The organism is Vibrio tasmaniensis, from assembly GCF_024347635.1.
Taxonomy (GTDB): domain Bacteria; phylum Pseudomonadota; class Gammaproteobacteria; order Enterobacterales; family Vibrionaceae; genus Vibrio; species Vibrio tasmaniensis.
The window spans coordinates 1,123,953-1,139,985 of the sequence record NZ_AP025510.1 but is presented as its reverse complement, the minus strand read 5'-3'; the positions used below and the strand labels follow the sequence as shown (position 1 = coordinate 1,139,985).

Annotated in this window: 11 protein-coding genes; 8 read left to right on the top strand and 3 right to left on the bottom strand. The window is 43.1% G+C overall.

Features of this window, described 5'->3' with window-relative positions; translation table 11 throughout:
• Positions 1-13 precede the first annotated feature (13 nt).
• A complete protein-coding gene (locus OCV44_RS05370; protein ID WP_139684739.1) occupies positions 14-784 on the bottom strand; it encodes an ABC transporter substrate-binding protein in 771 nt (256 codons plus the stop codon).
• A gap of 135 nt (positions 785-919) precedes the next feature.
• On the bottom strand, positions 920-1,690 hold the full coding sequence (locus tag OCV44_RS05365) for an ABC transporter ATP-binding protein (RefSeq protein ID WP_004736532.1): 771 nt from the start codon (positions 1,688-1,690) through the stop codon (positions 920-922).
• A 791-nt stretch (positions 1,691-2,481) separates the two neighbouring features.
• Here OCV44_RS05365 and OCV44_RS05360 point away from each other — a divergent pair.
• The 8 genes from OCV44_RS05360 (at position 2,482) to OCV44_RS05325 (ending at position 14,766) form a co-directional block, all read left to right on the top strand.
• Positions 2,482-4,023: a DUF3360 family protein gene (locus OCV44_RS05360; protein WP_009846317.1), complete on the top strand. Its 1,542-nt coding sequence runs from the start codon at positions 2,482-2,484 to the stop codon at positions 4,021-4,023.
• A 307-nt stretch (positions 4,024-4,330) separates the two neighbouring features.
• The gene (gene pflB, locus OCV44_RS05355; RefSeq protein ID WP_139684740.1) at positions 4,331-6,607 is read left to right on the top strand and encodes a formate C-acetyltransferase; all 2,277 of its coding nucleotides are present in this window, start codon (positions 4,331-4,333) and stop codon (positions 6,605-6,607) included.
• Between the two features lie 208 nt (positions 6,608-6,815).
• Positions 6,816-7,817, top strand: a complete 1,002-nt coding sequence (locus tag OCV44_RS05350) for a lipid A deacylase LpxR family protein (protein WP_139684741.1) — start codon at positions 6,816-6,818, stop codon at positions 7,815-7,817.
• A 163-nt stretch (positions 7,818-7,980) separates the two neighbouring features.
• Complete coding sequence (gene pflA, locus OCV44_RS05345; protein ID WP_139684742.1) at positions 7,981-8,721, top strand: pyruvate formate lyase 1-activating protein; 741 nt, start codon at positions 7,981-7,983, stop codon at positions 8,719-8,721.
• A gap of 220 nt (positions 8,722-8,941) precedes the next feature.
• Positions 8,942-9,442, top strand: a complete 501-nt coding sequence (locus OCV44_RS05340; RefSeq protein ID WP_086049089.1) for a YfbU family protein — start codon at positions 8,942-8,944, stop codon at positions 9,440-9,442.
• A gap of 443 nt (positions 9,443-9,885) precedes the next feature.
• Positions 9,886-11,820: a PrkA family serine protein kinase gene (locus OCV44_RS05335; protein WP_139684743.1), complete on the top strand. Its 1,935-nt coding sequence runs from the start codon at positions 9,886-9,888 to the stop codon at positions 11,818-11,820.
• Positions 11,821-11,902: 82 nt separating this feature from the next.
• Positions 11,903-13,174 carry a YeaH/YhbH family protein gene (locus OCV44_RS05330; protein ID WP_139684744.1) on the top strand — a complete coding sequence of 424 codons (1,272 nt, stop codon included), beginning with the start codon at positions 11,903-11,905 and terminating at the stop codon, positions 13,172-13,174.
• Positions 13,175-13,185: 11 nt separating this feature from the next.
• Positions 13,186-14,766, top strand: coding sequence for a SpoVR family protein (locus OCV44_RS05325; RefSeq protein WP_086049087.1), 1,581 nt, complete (start codon positions 13,186-13,188; stop codon positions 14,764-14,766).
• A 176-nt stretch (positions 14,767-14,942) separates the two neighbouring features.
• On the opposite strand, the gene sohB is transcribed toward OCV44_RS05325, so the two are convergent.
• Positions 14,943-16,010, bottom strand: coding sequence for a protease SohB (sohB, locus tag OCV44_RS05320; RefSeq protein WP_170213717.1), 1,068 nt, complete (start codon positions 16,008-16,010; stop codon positions 14,943-14,945).
• Positions 16,011-16,033 lie beyond the last annotated feature (23 nt).

Below are 16,033 nucleotides of genomic sequence, written 5' to 3'. Positions count from 1 at the left end.
GTGACGCTAGAGATTACTTACCGTATACGTCGTAGTTGAAGTATTTAGCAGCGATATCTTGGTAGACGCCTTTTTCACGTAGTGAAAGGATTGCAGCATCTAATTGCTGAGTCAGATCTTTGTCTTGCTTACGTAGAGCAATACCAAAACCTTCACCGAACCACTTAGGATCCGTTAGTGATGGACCAACAAACTCGTAGTCTTCACCACCCGCTTTGTTTAGTACGCCTTCTTCTAGAGCAGATGCATCACCCAATACAGCAGCAACACGACCGTTAGCTAGATCAAGGTAAGCTTCATCGAATGAACCGTAACGAACGATTTCTACTGTGTCACCGTAGTTGTCTGTTAGGTACTTGTCGTGAGTTGTTGCACGTTGAACGGCAATTTTTTGACCACTTAGATCATCAAAGTTAAGGCCTGCACCTTTTTTAGCGATGAACTTGTTTGGGATAAGTGCGTATTTCCCTGTGAAATCGATCTTTTTCTTACGCTCTTCCGTGATAGACATTGCCGCAATGATCGCATCATATTTACGAGCAAGTAGAGAAGGGATAATACCATCCCAATCTTGTGCAACGATCTTACACTTCACCTGCATTTCAGTACAAAGCGCGTTAGCCATATCGACATCGAAGCCTTTCAGTGAACCGTCGGCTTCTGTCCAGCTAAATGGAGGGTAAGCACCTTCAATACCGAAACGTACTGTTTTCCATTCTTTTGCTTGAGCTACGCCCGTTGCAGCAGTTGCAGCAAGTGCCGCGACTAATAACCACTTTTTCATATCCCTACTCCTGTGATTTAGGTTTTTATGTTTTGCTAATTTTAATATTGTGTTTGTTGTTACTTATTAACTTACTTGTTGTGTTTATTGTTAACACTGTCGCCATTTACCTTAGCAACAGCATTTCAATTCTGATTAGTAAATCGATGAGATAAATTGTTGTAATCGCTCAGATTCAGGCTCCGTAAACAGTTTAGCTGGATCGCCCTGTTCTTCCACTAGGCCTTGATGCAAGAACATCACATGGTTTGATACGTCACGAGCAAAAGCCATTTCATGTGTTACCACAAGCATGGTTCTTCCTTCTTCTGCTAGATCGCGCATTACACCAAGTACTTCCCCTACTAACTCAGGATCAAGTGCCGACGTTGGTTCATCAAAAAGCATCACTTCAGGATCTACCGCTAGTGCTCGCGCAATAGCAGCACGTTGTTGTTGCCCGCCAGACAAATGACCCGGGTAGTAATCTTTACGCTCATACAGGCCTACTTTCTTCAGTAGTAACTCTGCATTTTCAATCGCTTGTGCTTTAGGTACACCTAAGACGTGAACAGGCGCTTCGATAACATTTTCGAGAACGGTCAGGTGAGACCACAAGTTGAAACCCTGAAAAACCATCGCCAAGCGAGAACGGATTCGCTGTACTTGTTTTTCATTGGCAGGAACAGAAACACCTTGGCGGTTGTTTTTCATTTGAATTAATTCGCCATTAACCCAAATCTCGCCAGCGGTAGGTGTCTCTAAAAGGTTGATACATCTAAGGAAAGTACTTTTACCCGATCCTGAAGATCCGATAATCGATACTACATCGCCTTTATGCGCAGAAAGTGAAATTCCCTTTAAAACTTCATTTTGACCAAACGTTTTGTGTAAATCCTTTATGTCCAGCGCTGGTACATCTTTCATGCGCTTTCTCTCCCAAGTTTGTGAAAATGCAAGGTACTCCGACCTTTTCATGCGATACAAACTAGCACCACACGAAACAACATGCAACAAATTATTAACCTAACAATTAGGAATAAATAGCGATTAACTCTGACTTATTATGCAATGAATAGCGTTTTAGTCTCAATTTACTGAATGAAATGTATCAACAAGCAGTAATTGCGACTCTGGTATTGTTTAAATAAAGTTAATCAAAATGAGATTCTCGTAGCTTGATACCTCACAAGAAAAACACGTTTTGTGAACTTAAAAACTGCGCTGCCGACGAAATCTAACACGCGCATTAGCACACCAAACTCACTCTATGAGAACGTTATTTGAAAGCGATTGAGTGATTAAACTTCATAGGCGACTAAGAGATAAGTGGCTAATAGTGAAATAACTCAGTAAGTAAGAGGTATTCAGCTCATGCTATATAGAGCAAGACATTGCAGAAGATAGCTAACGTCAATTTGTGAAAACTAATTACACAATTCATCAACGGTACGTTAATGAATCGCTTCGTTTTGTAGCTTTCTTTCACATAAACTCATAAAGTGATCAAGATCAATCACCCTAAAGGGTAAGCTTGTTAGACTCAGCAGCAAAGAATAAGGCATTAAAAAGGCCGAACATTTCTTTTAACTTAGCTGCATAAAGCACATTAAAACCGTGCAACATAATATTAATAAGTTATAACTAATAAATAACGCAATTACGCGAAACTTTATAATTCAATTTTTGAATTACTAACATAAAAATATGAGGAATCTATGTCAGACGTTGTGAATAATGCGAACTCTGAAGTAGAAGAGAAAAGCTATAAAGAGCTACACCGCCCTGCTTCTGAATTTGAGAGCCGCTCAGATTACTTAGATCACGAACTTCAAATCATGAAGCCTCGTCGTTTTGGCCTAAACCTTCCAGGCCGTGATTTCCGTTTTGAACTTGAAGATCTTGTTCCTGCACTTGCTGGTACCATCGGTATCATCGCGATGTACTCAGCAGTAATGATGTCTTGGGCTGATGGCCTAACTCAAGCTTGGGATCACGTAAACCTAGGTAAAGACTTCGCGATTGAAGTTGCTCGTGTAGAAATGCTAATTCCTGCACTGCTGTTCTGTATCCTTGCTTCTGGTTTCTTCAACCCTAAAGCAAACCTTGCCGGTAACCACGGCCCAATGATTCCTCTTATTGGTACCATCGCTCTCGCTGGTGCTCACCCTCTTGCATTGGCTATCCTTATCGGTGTCTTCGGTCTCATCCTAAGTTTCCTAAAAGGCGGTTCCAAGCTGGTTAACCTGACTTCGGAAGGTACCGCTGGTGGCTTGCTCATTTTCTTAGGCCTAACCGGTACCATGAGTCAAATTAACTCTATCCAAGCATGGGCAGTTGGTCTTCAATCTTCTACGGTTGAAGCGGGCAGCATGGGTTACGTTGGTCTTATCGTTCTTGCTATTACGATCGCTATCTACGCTTTCTTAGCAAAAGTGAACAAGCGTTGGTTAGCTATCCCAGTTTGTGCATTCACAGGCCTTGCTATTGCATTAGCACTGGGCGCTGGTTTCGATATCGTATTCGAAACTGAAATGGGTATCCCAAACCTAAACCCAGTTTACTGGTGGGGTTCGACTTCTGAAGGTTGGATGCTTGGCTTGCCAAACGTTGAACACTTCATCGCTTCTCTACCATTTGCAATCCTAGCGGTAGCGATGTGGTCACCTGACTTCCTAGGTCACCGTATCTTCCAAGAACTAAACTACCCTAAAAAGTCTGAAAAAGTTCTGATGGACGTTGATGACACTATGACTATGTGTTCAGTTCGTCAAATGGTGGGTACAGCGGTTGGTGGTGGTAACATCACTTCTTCTTGGGGTACTTACATGATCCCAGCAGCAATCGCGAAACGTCCAATTCCTGGCGGCGCAATCTTGCTTGGTTCTCTATGTATTATTGTTGCGATTCTTGGTTTCCCAATGGACGTTGCAGTATGGCCACCAGTGATGCGTGTTGCGCTACTTGTAGGTGTATCTCTGCCTCTACTTGAAGCGGGTATGCAAATGGTTAAGGATTCAAAGGATTCTCAAGCAGCTGGTATCTGTATCTTCGGTTCAGCGGTTGTTAACCCTGTATTAGCATGGGCTCTGACTATGCTTCTTGATAACAACGGTCTAATTGGTGATAAAGAGCGTGCGAAGCGTCTATCATTTGTAGACAAGATTGTAATCCCAGTTGGCGTTTTAGTTATCTGTTTAGTAGCAATGCTTGCAGTTGGTATGCTAGAAAGTCAATATGGCCTAAAAGCTTGGCTATAATGCTCATTACTACACAAAAGTAGTATTGGGATTAAAAAAAAGTTTGGGTGGCAACCCCTGCCACTCAAATTTTTTCAACTTTTTTTGGCATTTATTGATTTAGTTTAAGGTTTGCAGAAATTTTTTAGCGTAGTCTTGAATACATAGAGTAAAGACAACATATAAAAGGTAGTGACAATATATATAACCATATGAAGCTCATATGCTCATATATATTGTTATTAATAAGAGTGTACTACCCTTACGAGGGGCGCTGGCTCAACAGTGTTAATGTACGTATTTTTTCTACTAAAAAGGTAGGTATGTCATGGCAGAGCAATTTGCTAAAGCTTGGGAAGATTTTGCTGCAGGTGAGTGGCAAAGCGAAGTAAACGTTCGTGATTTCATTCAAAAGAACTACACGCCATATGAAGGCGACGAGTCTTTCCTAGTTTCTGAGGGTACTGAAGCAACTAACAAGCTTTGGTCTTCGGTAATGGAAGGTATCAAACAGGAAAACGCAACTAAAGCACCTGTAGATTTCGATACTTCTGTTATCTCTACCATTACTGCTCACGATGCAGGTTACATTGAGAAAGATCTTGAGACTATCGTTGGTCTACAAACTGAGAAGCCACTAAAACGTGCAATCATCCCTAACGGTGGTGTACGTATGGTTGAAGGTTCTTGTAAAGCATACGGTGAAACTCTTGACCCAATGGTTTCAAAAATCTACTCAGAATACCGCAAAACACACAATGCTGGCGTTTTCGATATCTACACTCCTGATATCCTAAAATGTCGTAAGTCTGGTGTTCTGACTGGTCTTCCTGATGCTTACGGCCGTGGTCGTATCATTGGTGACTACCGTCGTGTTGCACTTTACGGTATCAACTTCCTAATGAAAGACAAAGCGGCTCAATTCGCATCTCTACAAGAGCGTTTCGAGAACGGCGAAGATCTTTCTGCAACAATGCAATTGCGTGAAGAGATCTCAGAGCAACATCGTGCTCTAGGTCAAATCAAGCAAATGGCTGAGAAATACGGTTTCGATATCTCTGAGCCAGCTCAAACTGCTCAAGAAGCTATCCAGTGGACTTACTTCGGCTACCTAGCTGCTGTTAAATCTCAAAACGGTGCTGCAATGTCTCTAGGTCGTACTTCGACTTTCCTAGACATCTACATCGAGCGTGATATCGCTGCTGGCAAAATCACAGAAGACCAAGCACAAGAGATGATCGACCACTTCGTAATGAAGCTGCGTATGGTTCGTTTCCTACGTACTCCTGAGTACGATGAGCTATTCTCTGGCGACCCAATCTGGGCTACAGAATCTATGGGTGGTATGGGTGTGGATGGTCGTACGCTAGTAACGCGTTCGAACTTCCGTTTCCTTAACTCTCTATACACTATGGGTCCTTCTCCAGAGCCAAACATCACTGTTCTTTGGTCTGAGCAACTACCTGACGGCTTCAAGCGTTTCTGTGCGAAGGTATCTATCGATACTTCTTCTATCCAGTACGAAAATGATGACCTAATGCGTCCTGACCTTGGTTCTGATGATTACGCAATCGCTTGTTGTGTATCACCAATGATCGTTGGTAAGCAAATGCAGTTCTTCGGCGCTCGTGCTAACCTTGCAAAAACTATGCTTTACGCAATCAACGGCGGCGTTGATGAGAAGCTTAAAATGCAAGTTGGCCCAGTTGGCGACAAGATCACTGACGAAGTACTTAACTACGATGACGTAATGGGTCGCCTAGACACATTCATGGATTGGTTAGCTAAGCAATACGTGACAGCTCTAAACAGCATTCACTTCATGCACGACAAGTACAGCTACGAAGCGTCTCTAATGGCTCTTCATGACCGTGACGTTCGTCGTACTATGGCTTGTGGTATCGCTGGTCTGTCTGTTGCTGCTGACTCACTGTCTGCAATCAAATTCGCGACTGTTAAACCAATCCGCGACGAAGATGGCATCGCAACTGACTTCGAAATCGAAGGCGATTACCCTAAATACGGTAACAACGACTCTCGTGTAGATGACATTGCTTGTGAACTAGTTTCTACGTTCATGAACAAGATCCGTAAGCTTAAGACTTACCGTGATTCAATCCCTACACAGTCAGTTCTTACTATCACGTCTAACGTGGTTTACGGTAAGAAAACAGGTAACACTCCAGACGGTCGTCGTGCTGGCGCTCCTTTCGCTCCTGGTGCAAACCCAATGCACGGTCGTGATGAGAAAGGCGCTGTAGCTTCACTAACGTCTGTAGGTAAACTACCGTTTGCTGATGCTCAAGATGGTATCTCTTACACTTTCTCTATCGTGCCAAACGCGCTAGGTAAAGAAGAAGATAGCCAACGTGCTAACCTTGCAGGCCTAATGGATGGTTACTTCCACCACGAAGCTGGCATTGAAGGTGGTCAACACCTGAACGTGAACGTTCTTAACCGCGAAACTCTTGAAGACGCAGTTAAGCACCCTGAGAAATACCCTCAGCTAACGATTCGTGTTTCTGGTTACGCTGTACGCTTTAACTCTCTGACTACAGAGCAGCAAGCTGACGTAATCGCACGTACATTTACTGAGTCTCTATAAGCTTAAACGCTTAAACTGATTACTCAGTAATATTAATTAGCCTCGCCAATGTGCGGGGCTTTTTTATATCTGGCATAAATCGTATTGATTTAACCAGCCTCTCAAAGTGTTAGATTGAGCAGAAAAGCCCCCTTCCATTCACTTTTTTTCTACAAAACCACTCAAACTACGGTACTATTTCTGCTCATCATTTTAGAGTAACCGCTACATGAAATACCTTCGTTATTTACCACTGATTCTCCTCTCTTGTTCATCACTGGCATCTGAACGCTCTACGCTAACTTTTGCGTTAGACAACGATGGTATCTTTGGTGTCGACCAAGACTATACCAACGGCTTATTTCTGGGTTACACATCATCAAGTATTACGCCCTACGATTGGGTAAAACCATTGAGTCTTTCTTTCTGGGGCGCAAGCTCTTTGGATAAGTGGGAAATTACCATTGGTCACAAGATGTACACACCTTCTGACATTGAGTTAGAAAAACCATCAGCCAATGATCGTCCATACGCAGGTTACCTACACACAGAATTCAATTACATCAGCTTGAACCCACAGCAAGCCCAACGTTTTAACATCACGTTTGGTACTACGGGCGAGCGCGCACTTTCAGAAGATGCTCAAAAATTGGTTCACTCGATCACTAAATCAGATGAACCTATGGGCTGGAAATACCAAGTTGATGATGAGTACGCTGGTAGCCTTGGTTACTTAAGTCATTTCAACCTAATGCGTAATCAAGCGTTAGCGAATACTGACTTCGAAATCTCTAACGTATCAGAGATCAACGTGGGTAATTTTAGAAGCGACATTTCTACTGGGTTTATGTTCCGTTGGGGTACTGACTTGGGCGGCAACTTTGGCGCAGCTAACATCAGCACAGAAAACCCATTCAAAGCAGGCATGATAGGTGCATCAAATACAGGTTGGTTTACTTACGCTGGCCTTGAAGGGCGTTACCGATTTAATGACCTGACTATCGAAGGGGATCGCTCCGGTGTTAATGATTACGCAAAGAAAAACGACCAAGATCCCGCTATCTACGATGTAACCTTAGAGAACATTCAAGCAACAGCTGTACTTGGTATTGCTTGGTATAACCAATACGTTGGTGCATCTTTCGCACTCACGGCAAAAACACCCGATTACGAAGAAGCAACAAAGTCAGTATACGGTACTGGTGGCATCACTATGTTTGCTTTCTTCTAGTCATAGAAAAGGCTTTCATCGCCTACTTTTCAAGTTTAATAAAGGCAATCATCTTCACTGGTGATTGCCTTTATTTTTAAAGACCTAGTTACCATTTGACCCTATTTTATGTGCCGTTTTTGTAATAAAATACACGGTATAAATTCCTATACGAGAATAGCTCATGTCTACAACTGGTCGCATTCACTCATTCGAATCTTGTGGTACTGTCGATGGCCCTGGTATCCGCTTTATTGTGTTTCTTCAAGGCTGCTTAATGCGTTGTATGTACTGCCATAATCGCGATACATGGGATCTTCATGACGGAAAGGAAGTAACGGTCGAAGAAATCATCAACGAAGCAAAATCTTATCGTCATTTCATGAAAGCATCAGGCGGTGGTATCACCTGTTCTGGTGGTGAAGCGATGCTACAACCTGAGTTTGTTCGTGATTTTTTCCGCGCGGCGCAAGCAGAAGGCATCCACACTTGTCTTGATACTAATGGCTATATTCGTAAACACACTGAAGTGGTCGATGAAGTACTAGAAGCCTCTGATCTGGTCATGCTGGATCTTAAACATATGCGAGATGAAATTCACCACGATTTCATTGGTGTATCCAATAGACGTACTCTGGATTTTGCACGCTACCTACACAAAATAGGTAAGAAGACGTGGATTCGTTATGTGATTGTTCCTGGCTATACTGATAGTCCTGAAGATGCTCATCTTCTAGGTGAATTCATCAAGGACATGGATAACATCGAAAAAGTAGAACTGCTTCCTTACCACAAGCTAGGTGCTCATAAGTGGGAAGCATTGGGGCACGACTACCCTCTTGAAGGTACAAACCCGCCAAGCAAAGAGAAAATGGATGAGATTGTAGCTATTCTTAACCAATACCATTCAAACGTAAAATACTAATCTAGACTTACGTTCATAGTGTTTCTAAACGCCTCAATTTCGATTGGGGCGTTTTATTTTTTGGTTAAAACAATCCTTTCACTTTTCTTTACAACTTTTGTTTATCAATTCAAAAAATCATATTAAATCCGTGTTGAGATCATGTTTCCACTCTTAGGAATGCTGTTACTCTTACTGCAACAAATAATATAACATTTAGTTTTTTAGTGAGGTTCCTCCCATGGAAATGACCAATGCTCAGCGTCTAATTCTATCAAATCAATACTACCTTATGTCTCAAATGGATCCTGAGAACTCAGCTAAATACCAGCGTCTACAAACGATTGTAGAACGTGGTTATGAACTCCAAATGCGTGAGCTTAACAAAGAATTTGGTTGTTTGACTGAAGCAGAATGTCGCGAAGTTATCGACATCATGGAAATGTACCATGCCATGCAAGAGTCAAATAAAATGCTTGCAGATCAAGAGCGTGCTGAAGTTGATCAACGTCGTCTACAGTTCTTAGGTTTCGATATCGCATCTGAAGCGCAAATCGTACATTACGTACGTTTCCTTGTTGACTCTGAAGGTCTTTATCCTCAATTTGACAAAGCTGATCACCACTTCAATAGCCAAATGCCAATGCTAGAGAAATACCGTCGCATGCTAACAACATGGCGCAACTGCCCTCGTCAATACCACCTATGTGCGACAGAGCTATCTCAAATTTTTAGTGCTTAATGCATTAGAAAATTAGCTTTAACTGGGCTTATAAAGTTTCAAAAAAGGGTTACTCATGATGAGTAACCCTTTTTTATTCGGGTCACAGGGCTAAAAAACGCCAACAACATCAAAAAACACAGTGACTTATAAAGTATCTAATTAACCACTCACGAATATCGATAAAGTTCAGATATACGTCTGACAGGCATCAATCCAGCATAACTATTGTTAAACGCCCTAAAATCTTAAAACAAACGATCAAATCCCCTCGAATGTAAAATAACTTGATTCTAAGAGCCTCAATTGCCTATTGCTCTCGCTACGTTTTTCACACGCAAAATTGTAAATAAATACATAATTGTTAAGCAAAATTGTGGAAGCGGGTCTAACCTTAAAATGTAGGGAGAGCCTATTTTTCAATCGCTCATCAGTTTTGACTGGTTAACAAGGGGAATGTGACTATGAGTATTTTTGACCACTATCAATCACGTTATGAAGCAGCCAAGGAAGAAGAGCTGACATTGCAAGAGTTCTTAGGGCTGTGTAAAGACGATAAAAGTGCTTACGCGAATGCTGCCGAGCGCTTATTACTCGCCATTGGCGAACCGAAGGTCATTGACACTGCTCAAGACCCTCAACTAAGTCGTATTTTCTCGAACCGTGTCATCTCACGCTACAGTGAATTTAAAGATTTCTACGGCATGGAAGACGCGATTGAACAGATTGTTTCTTATCTAAAACATGCAGCGCAAGGTTTAGAAGAACGTAAGCAAATCCTTTATCTACTTGGCCCTGTGGGCGGTGGTAAATCTTCCCTTGCTGAAAAACTCAAAGCACTGATGCAAAAGCTACCAATCTATGTGCTGTCTGCCGATGGTGAGCGAAGCCCAGTGAATGATCACCCCTTCTGTCTATTTGACGTAAACGAAGATGGCGATCTTTTGAAACAAGAGTACGGAATAGAGAAACGTTACATACGCTCTATCATGTCACCTTGGGCAGCGAAACGCCTCCATGATTTCGGTGGTGACATCTCCAAATTCAAAGTCATCAAACTACGCCCTTCTATTCTCGACCAAGTTGCGATTGCGAAGACAGAGCCTGGTGATGAAAACAACCAAGATATCTCGTCTCTGGTTGGTAAAGTCGATATTCGTAAACTTGAGCACTTCTCTCAAGATGACCCTGATGCCTACAGCTACTCTGGTGCGCTGTGTAAAGCAAACCAAGGTGTGATGGAGTTCGTGGAGATGTTCAAGGCGCCAATCAAAGTCTTGCACCCACTTCTAACAGCAACCCAAGAAGGTAACTTCAACGGTACCGAAGGGCTTTCTGCACTGCCATTTGACGGTATGATTCTGGCTCACTCAAACGAATCCGAGTGGCAGACCTTCCGTAACAACAAAAACAACGAAGCCTTCCTCGACCGTGTGTACATTGTAAAAGTTCCTTACTGTCTGCGTGTCTCTGAAGAAGTTAAGATCTACCAAAAACTGCTTGAACACAGTGAGCTCTCCAAAGCCCCTTGTTCACCAAGCACACTCGATCTGCTATCGCAATTCAGCATCCTATCGAGACTAAAAGAGCCTGAAAACTCTTCACTGTTCTCAAAAATGCGGGTTTACGATGGTGAGACTTTAAAAGACACCGATCCAAAAGCGAAGAGTTACCAAGAGTACCGCGACTACGCAGGTGTTGACGAAGGCATGTCTGGGCTATCAACGCGTTTCGCCTTTAAAATCCTTTCTCGTGTATTTAACTTCGACCAAGCCGAAGTGGCGGCAAACCCAGTGCACCTATTCTACGTGATTGAACAGCAAATCGAACGTGAACAGTTCCCTCAAGAGACAGCTGAGAAGTACCTTGAGTTCTTGAAAGGATACCTAGTACCGCGTTATGTAGAATTCATTGGTAAAGAAATTCAAACCGCTTACCTAGAGTCTTACTCTGAGTACGGACAGAATATCTTCGACCGCTATGTCACCTACGCGGACTTCTGGATTCAAGACCAAGAGTACCGCGATCCAGAAACAGGACAGCTATTTGACCGTGCTTCTCTGAATGGTGAACTAGAGAAAATCGAGAAAACAGCTGGGATCAGTAACCCTAAAGACTTCCGAAATGAAATTGTGAACTTTGTGCTTCGTGCCAAAGCCAACAATAACGGTCAAAACCCGGTGTGGACTAGCTACGAGAAACTGCGCACTGTGATTGAGAAGAAAATGTTCTCCAACACAGAAGAGCTACTTCCTGTTATTTCGTTCAATGCTAAGACCTCAACGGATGATCAGAAAAAACACGACGACTTCGTTGCTCGTATGATGGAAAAAGGCTACACCGAGAAACAAGTTAGACTGCTATCCGAGTGGTACCTAAGAGTTCGTAAATCCTCATAACCAAACTGTACTGAGCTGTTCAAGTGAGCAGCTCGTACATAATTAAAAATAGGGTCGCGACATCAGCTGAGAGGGAGTTCTTATGGCACAATTTATCGATCGGAGGCTCAATGGCAAAAATAAGAGTGCTGTGAATAGACAGCGTTTCTTACGACGCCATAAAGAGCAAATCAAAGAATCTGTGGCCGATGCAGTCAACCGACGCTCAATCACCAATACTGAAACCGGTGAAGACGTCACTATTCCTCATAAAGACATCAAAGAGCCAAGCTTTCACCAAGGTCAAGGCGGCGTAAGAGAACGCGTTCACCCAGGTAATGACCAGTTCATCACGGGCGATAAAATTGAACGTCCTAAAGGTGGCGGTCAAGGTGGCGGTTCAGGTCAAGGTGATGCAAGCCCTGATGGCGAAGGCCAAGACGAATTTACCTTCCAAATTTCAAAAGATGAGTACCTAGACATTCTCTTTGAGGATTTGGCACTCCCTAATCTCGAGAAAAATCAGGTCAACAAAATTACTGAATGGAAGATACACCGCTCTGGTTATCAAAGTGCGGGGATTCCATCCAACATCGCTATTGTTCGCTCTCTACAACAATCTCTCGCTCGAAGAACGGCTATGACGGCGGGCAGAAAGCGTGAATTAAATACTCTAATGGAGCAGCTCGACCAAGTTAAAATGACTGAGCCTGCACAACCCTTTGAAGAAACACGTCTAAAAGAAGAGATCGCCGAACTGCGTAAACGCATTGAGAGCGTGCCATTCATTGACACCTTCGATTTACGTTACAAAAACTACGAGAAGCGCCCTATTCCATCTAGCCAAGCCGTTATGTTCTGTCTAATGGATGTATCTGGCTCAATGGACCAAGCAACCAAAGACATCGCTAAGCGCTTTTATGTGTTGCTCTACCTCTTCTTGAACCGTACTTATGAAAACGTCGATGTGGTGTTTATTCGTCACCATACTCAGGCTAAAGAAGTCGGCGAGCATGAGTTCTTCTACTCACAAGAGACTGGTGGCACCATCGTTTCTAGTGCACTGAAATTAATGAAAGAGATTGTCGCAGACCGTTATCCTGCTAATGAGTGGAATATCTACGCTGCACAAGCTTCTGATGGAGATAATTGGGCTGATGACTCGCCTCGCTGTAAAGAGTTGCTGGTCAATACGCTATTGCCTACTTGCCAATATTACTCTTACATCGAGATTACGCGCCGTTCACACCAAACGCTTTGGCACGAGTACGAGAAGCTAGAAGCTAGCTTCGATAATTTCGCCATGAAAAACATTAAAACGGTGGATGATATTTTTCCTGTGTTTAGAGAACTGTTCCAGAAAGAGACTGCGTAAGGGGGCTTGCCATGACAGCGAAATCAAACGTTGCAGAGAAATCAAACATTGCCGATAGAGACAAAGCGACACAGAAGAGAAACGACAAGATGCTGCCTGATGGTCCAGATTGGACGTTCAACCTCTTAGAGCAATATCACGTAGAAATTAAGCGTGTGGCGCAGCATTACCGTTTAGACACTTACCCGAACCAGATTGAAGTGATTACCTCTGAGCAGATGATGGATGCTTACTCCAGTATTGGTATGCCCATCAATTACAACCACTGGTCTTTTGGTAAGAAGTTCATCCAGACAGAACAAAACTACAAACACGGCCAAATGGGATTAGCGTACGAAATCGTGATCAATTCAGATCCTTGTATCGCATATCTGATGGAAGAGAACACGGTCACGATGCAAGCGTTGGTAATGGCTCATGCTTGTTACGGTCATAACTCTTTCTTTAAGGGTAATTACCTGTTCCAAACCTGGACGGATGCCAGTTCCATCATCGACTATCTATTGTTTGCGAAAAAATACATTACCGACTGTGAAGAAAAATACGGTGTTGCCGAAGTCGAGAAACTTCTCGATTCTTGTCATGCTCTCATGAATTACGGTGTAGACAGATACAAACGCCCTGAGAAGATTTCCATTGCTGAAGAAACCGCAAGACAAGAAGAACGTGAAGCTTATCTGCAATCTCAAGTAAATGAGCTTTGGCGAACCGTTCCTCAGAACAAAAGTAAGGAAGAAGAAACCAAGAACCGTTTCCCTAGTGAGCCTCAAGAAAACATTCTCTACTTTATTGAGAAAAACGCGCCACTGCTTGAACCTTGGCAACGTGAGTGTGTTCGTATTGTTCGCAAGGTGAGCCAATACTTCTATCCTCAGAAACAAACTCAAGTAATGAATGAGGGTTGGGCAACCTTCTGGCACTACACCATTCTTAACCATCTTTACGACGAAGGCTTGGTGAGTGATAAGTTCATCTTAGAATTCCTACACAGCCACACCAGCGTGGTCGCACAACCCGCCTACAACAGCCCCTATTTCAGTGGGATAAACCCTTATGCGCTTGGCTTTGCCATGTTTAGAGACATTCGACGCATATGTGAAGAACCAACCGATGAAGACAAAGAGTGGTTCCCTGAATTAGCCGGAAGTGATTGGTTAGAAGCGGTGCACTTTGCGATGCACAATTTCAAAGATGAAAGCTTTATCAGCCAATACCTTTCACCAAAGATCATTCGAGACTTTAAGCTGTTCTCTGTGCTCGACGACGACCGCAAAAACACCATTGAGATAAGTGCAATTCACGATGACCCAGGCTATCGCTTGATTCGTGAAAAGCTTGCGGCGCAATACAACCTAAGTAACCTTGAACCGAATATTCAAGTGTTTAACGTCGATGTTCGTGGTGATCGTTCAATGACACTGCAGTATGTGCCTCACGGCCGTATCCCGCTTGATAAAGGCTACGACGAAGTGATGAAACATCTCTATCGTTTATGGGGCTTTGATGTAATTTTGGAGGAGGTCAAAGATACGGGTCATAGAGAAATTCTGACCACTTGTCCAAAGCGCAATGATTATGGAGCCAAGATTTAATACCAATCACAAGAAGTAAATGGCAAGTGGTTGATATAAGACTCCGCTCCCCCTACAACATAGTGGTTAAACCCGCTCGGAAGTGGAGCAATAAAAAAGCGCATAAGTCTGATGACTTATGCGCTTTCTTTTTAAGGCTTAAACGTCTTTAAATGAAAACCTAGAACTAAATAAGCTTAAACAATCGGCTTTTGGCCGCGTTCAATCAACTTCATCAGGACGCTGTCTGCAGATTTACCTGCCACGCCCGCTAGTTTGTCTGACAGCTTTTTCTTCTGTACATAGTGAATCGCTAGAACCGTCTTGTCCTTACATGCCGCTACAACTAAATCATCAGAAGTGCTGATCTCATCCACCAGCCCAAGCTCATGTGCTTGTGTACCAAACCAGTGTTCACCCGTTGCTACTTTTTCAAGATCTAACGCCGGGCGGTGGTCGCGGATGAAGTCTTTGAATAGGCCATGTGTCTCTTCTAGCTCTTCTTTAAACTTCTCGCGTGCTTTATCGCTGTTCTCACCAAACATAGTAAGCGTGCGTTTGTACTCACCTGCCGTTAGCTGTTCGAATTCAATATCGTGCTTTTTAAGCAATTTGTTGAAGTTTGGTAGTTGAGCGATAACACCAATAGAGCCAACAATGGCAAAAGGTGCAGATACGATTTTGTCTGCGATACATGCCATCATGTAACCACCACTCGCGGCTACTTTGTCTACCGAGATAGTCAGAGGCAGGCCTGCTGCTTTGATACGGTCGAGTTGAGAAGACGCCAAACCATAGCCATGAACCATGCCACCGCCAGACTCAAGTTTAAGCAATACTTCATCACCTTCACGAGCCACAGCCAACACCGCCGTTACCTCTTCACGTAATGAAGCCACTTCTTTAGCATCAATGCTGCCGTTAAAATCGAGAACGAATAGGTGTGGTTCACGCTTGCTATCAAGCTCACCCTCTTTCGCTGCTTTTTTCACTTCTTTGCCACGTAATTTTACTTTTTCTTTTTCCGCTTTCTTTTCAGCTTTATCACGGGCTTTGATGAAAGCATCATCGTGTAGATGGTGCTCAAGTTGCTCAATCGTCTGTTTGTGGTGTTCAGATAGGTTCGTGATTTCCAGCTCACCTTTAATTGCGCTTGATTTTCCACCCACCGATTTAGCAATCACTAAAATTGCAATGATGGCGATTACAACGGTCGCAATCTTGGCTAAAAACAAGCCGTAGTCCAACAAAAATTCCAATGTCATATCCCCTAATGTATGAATTAGTG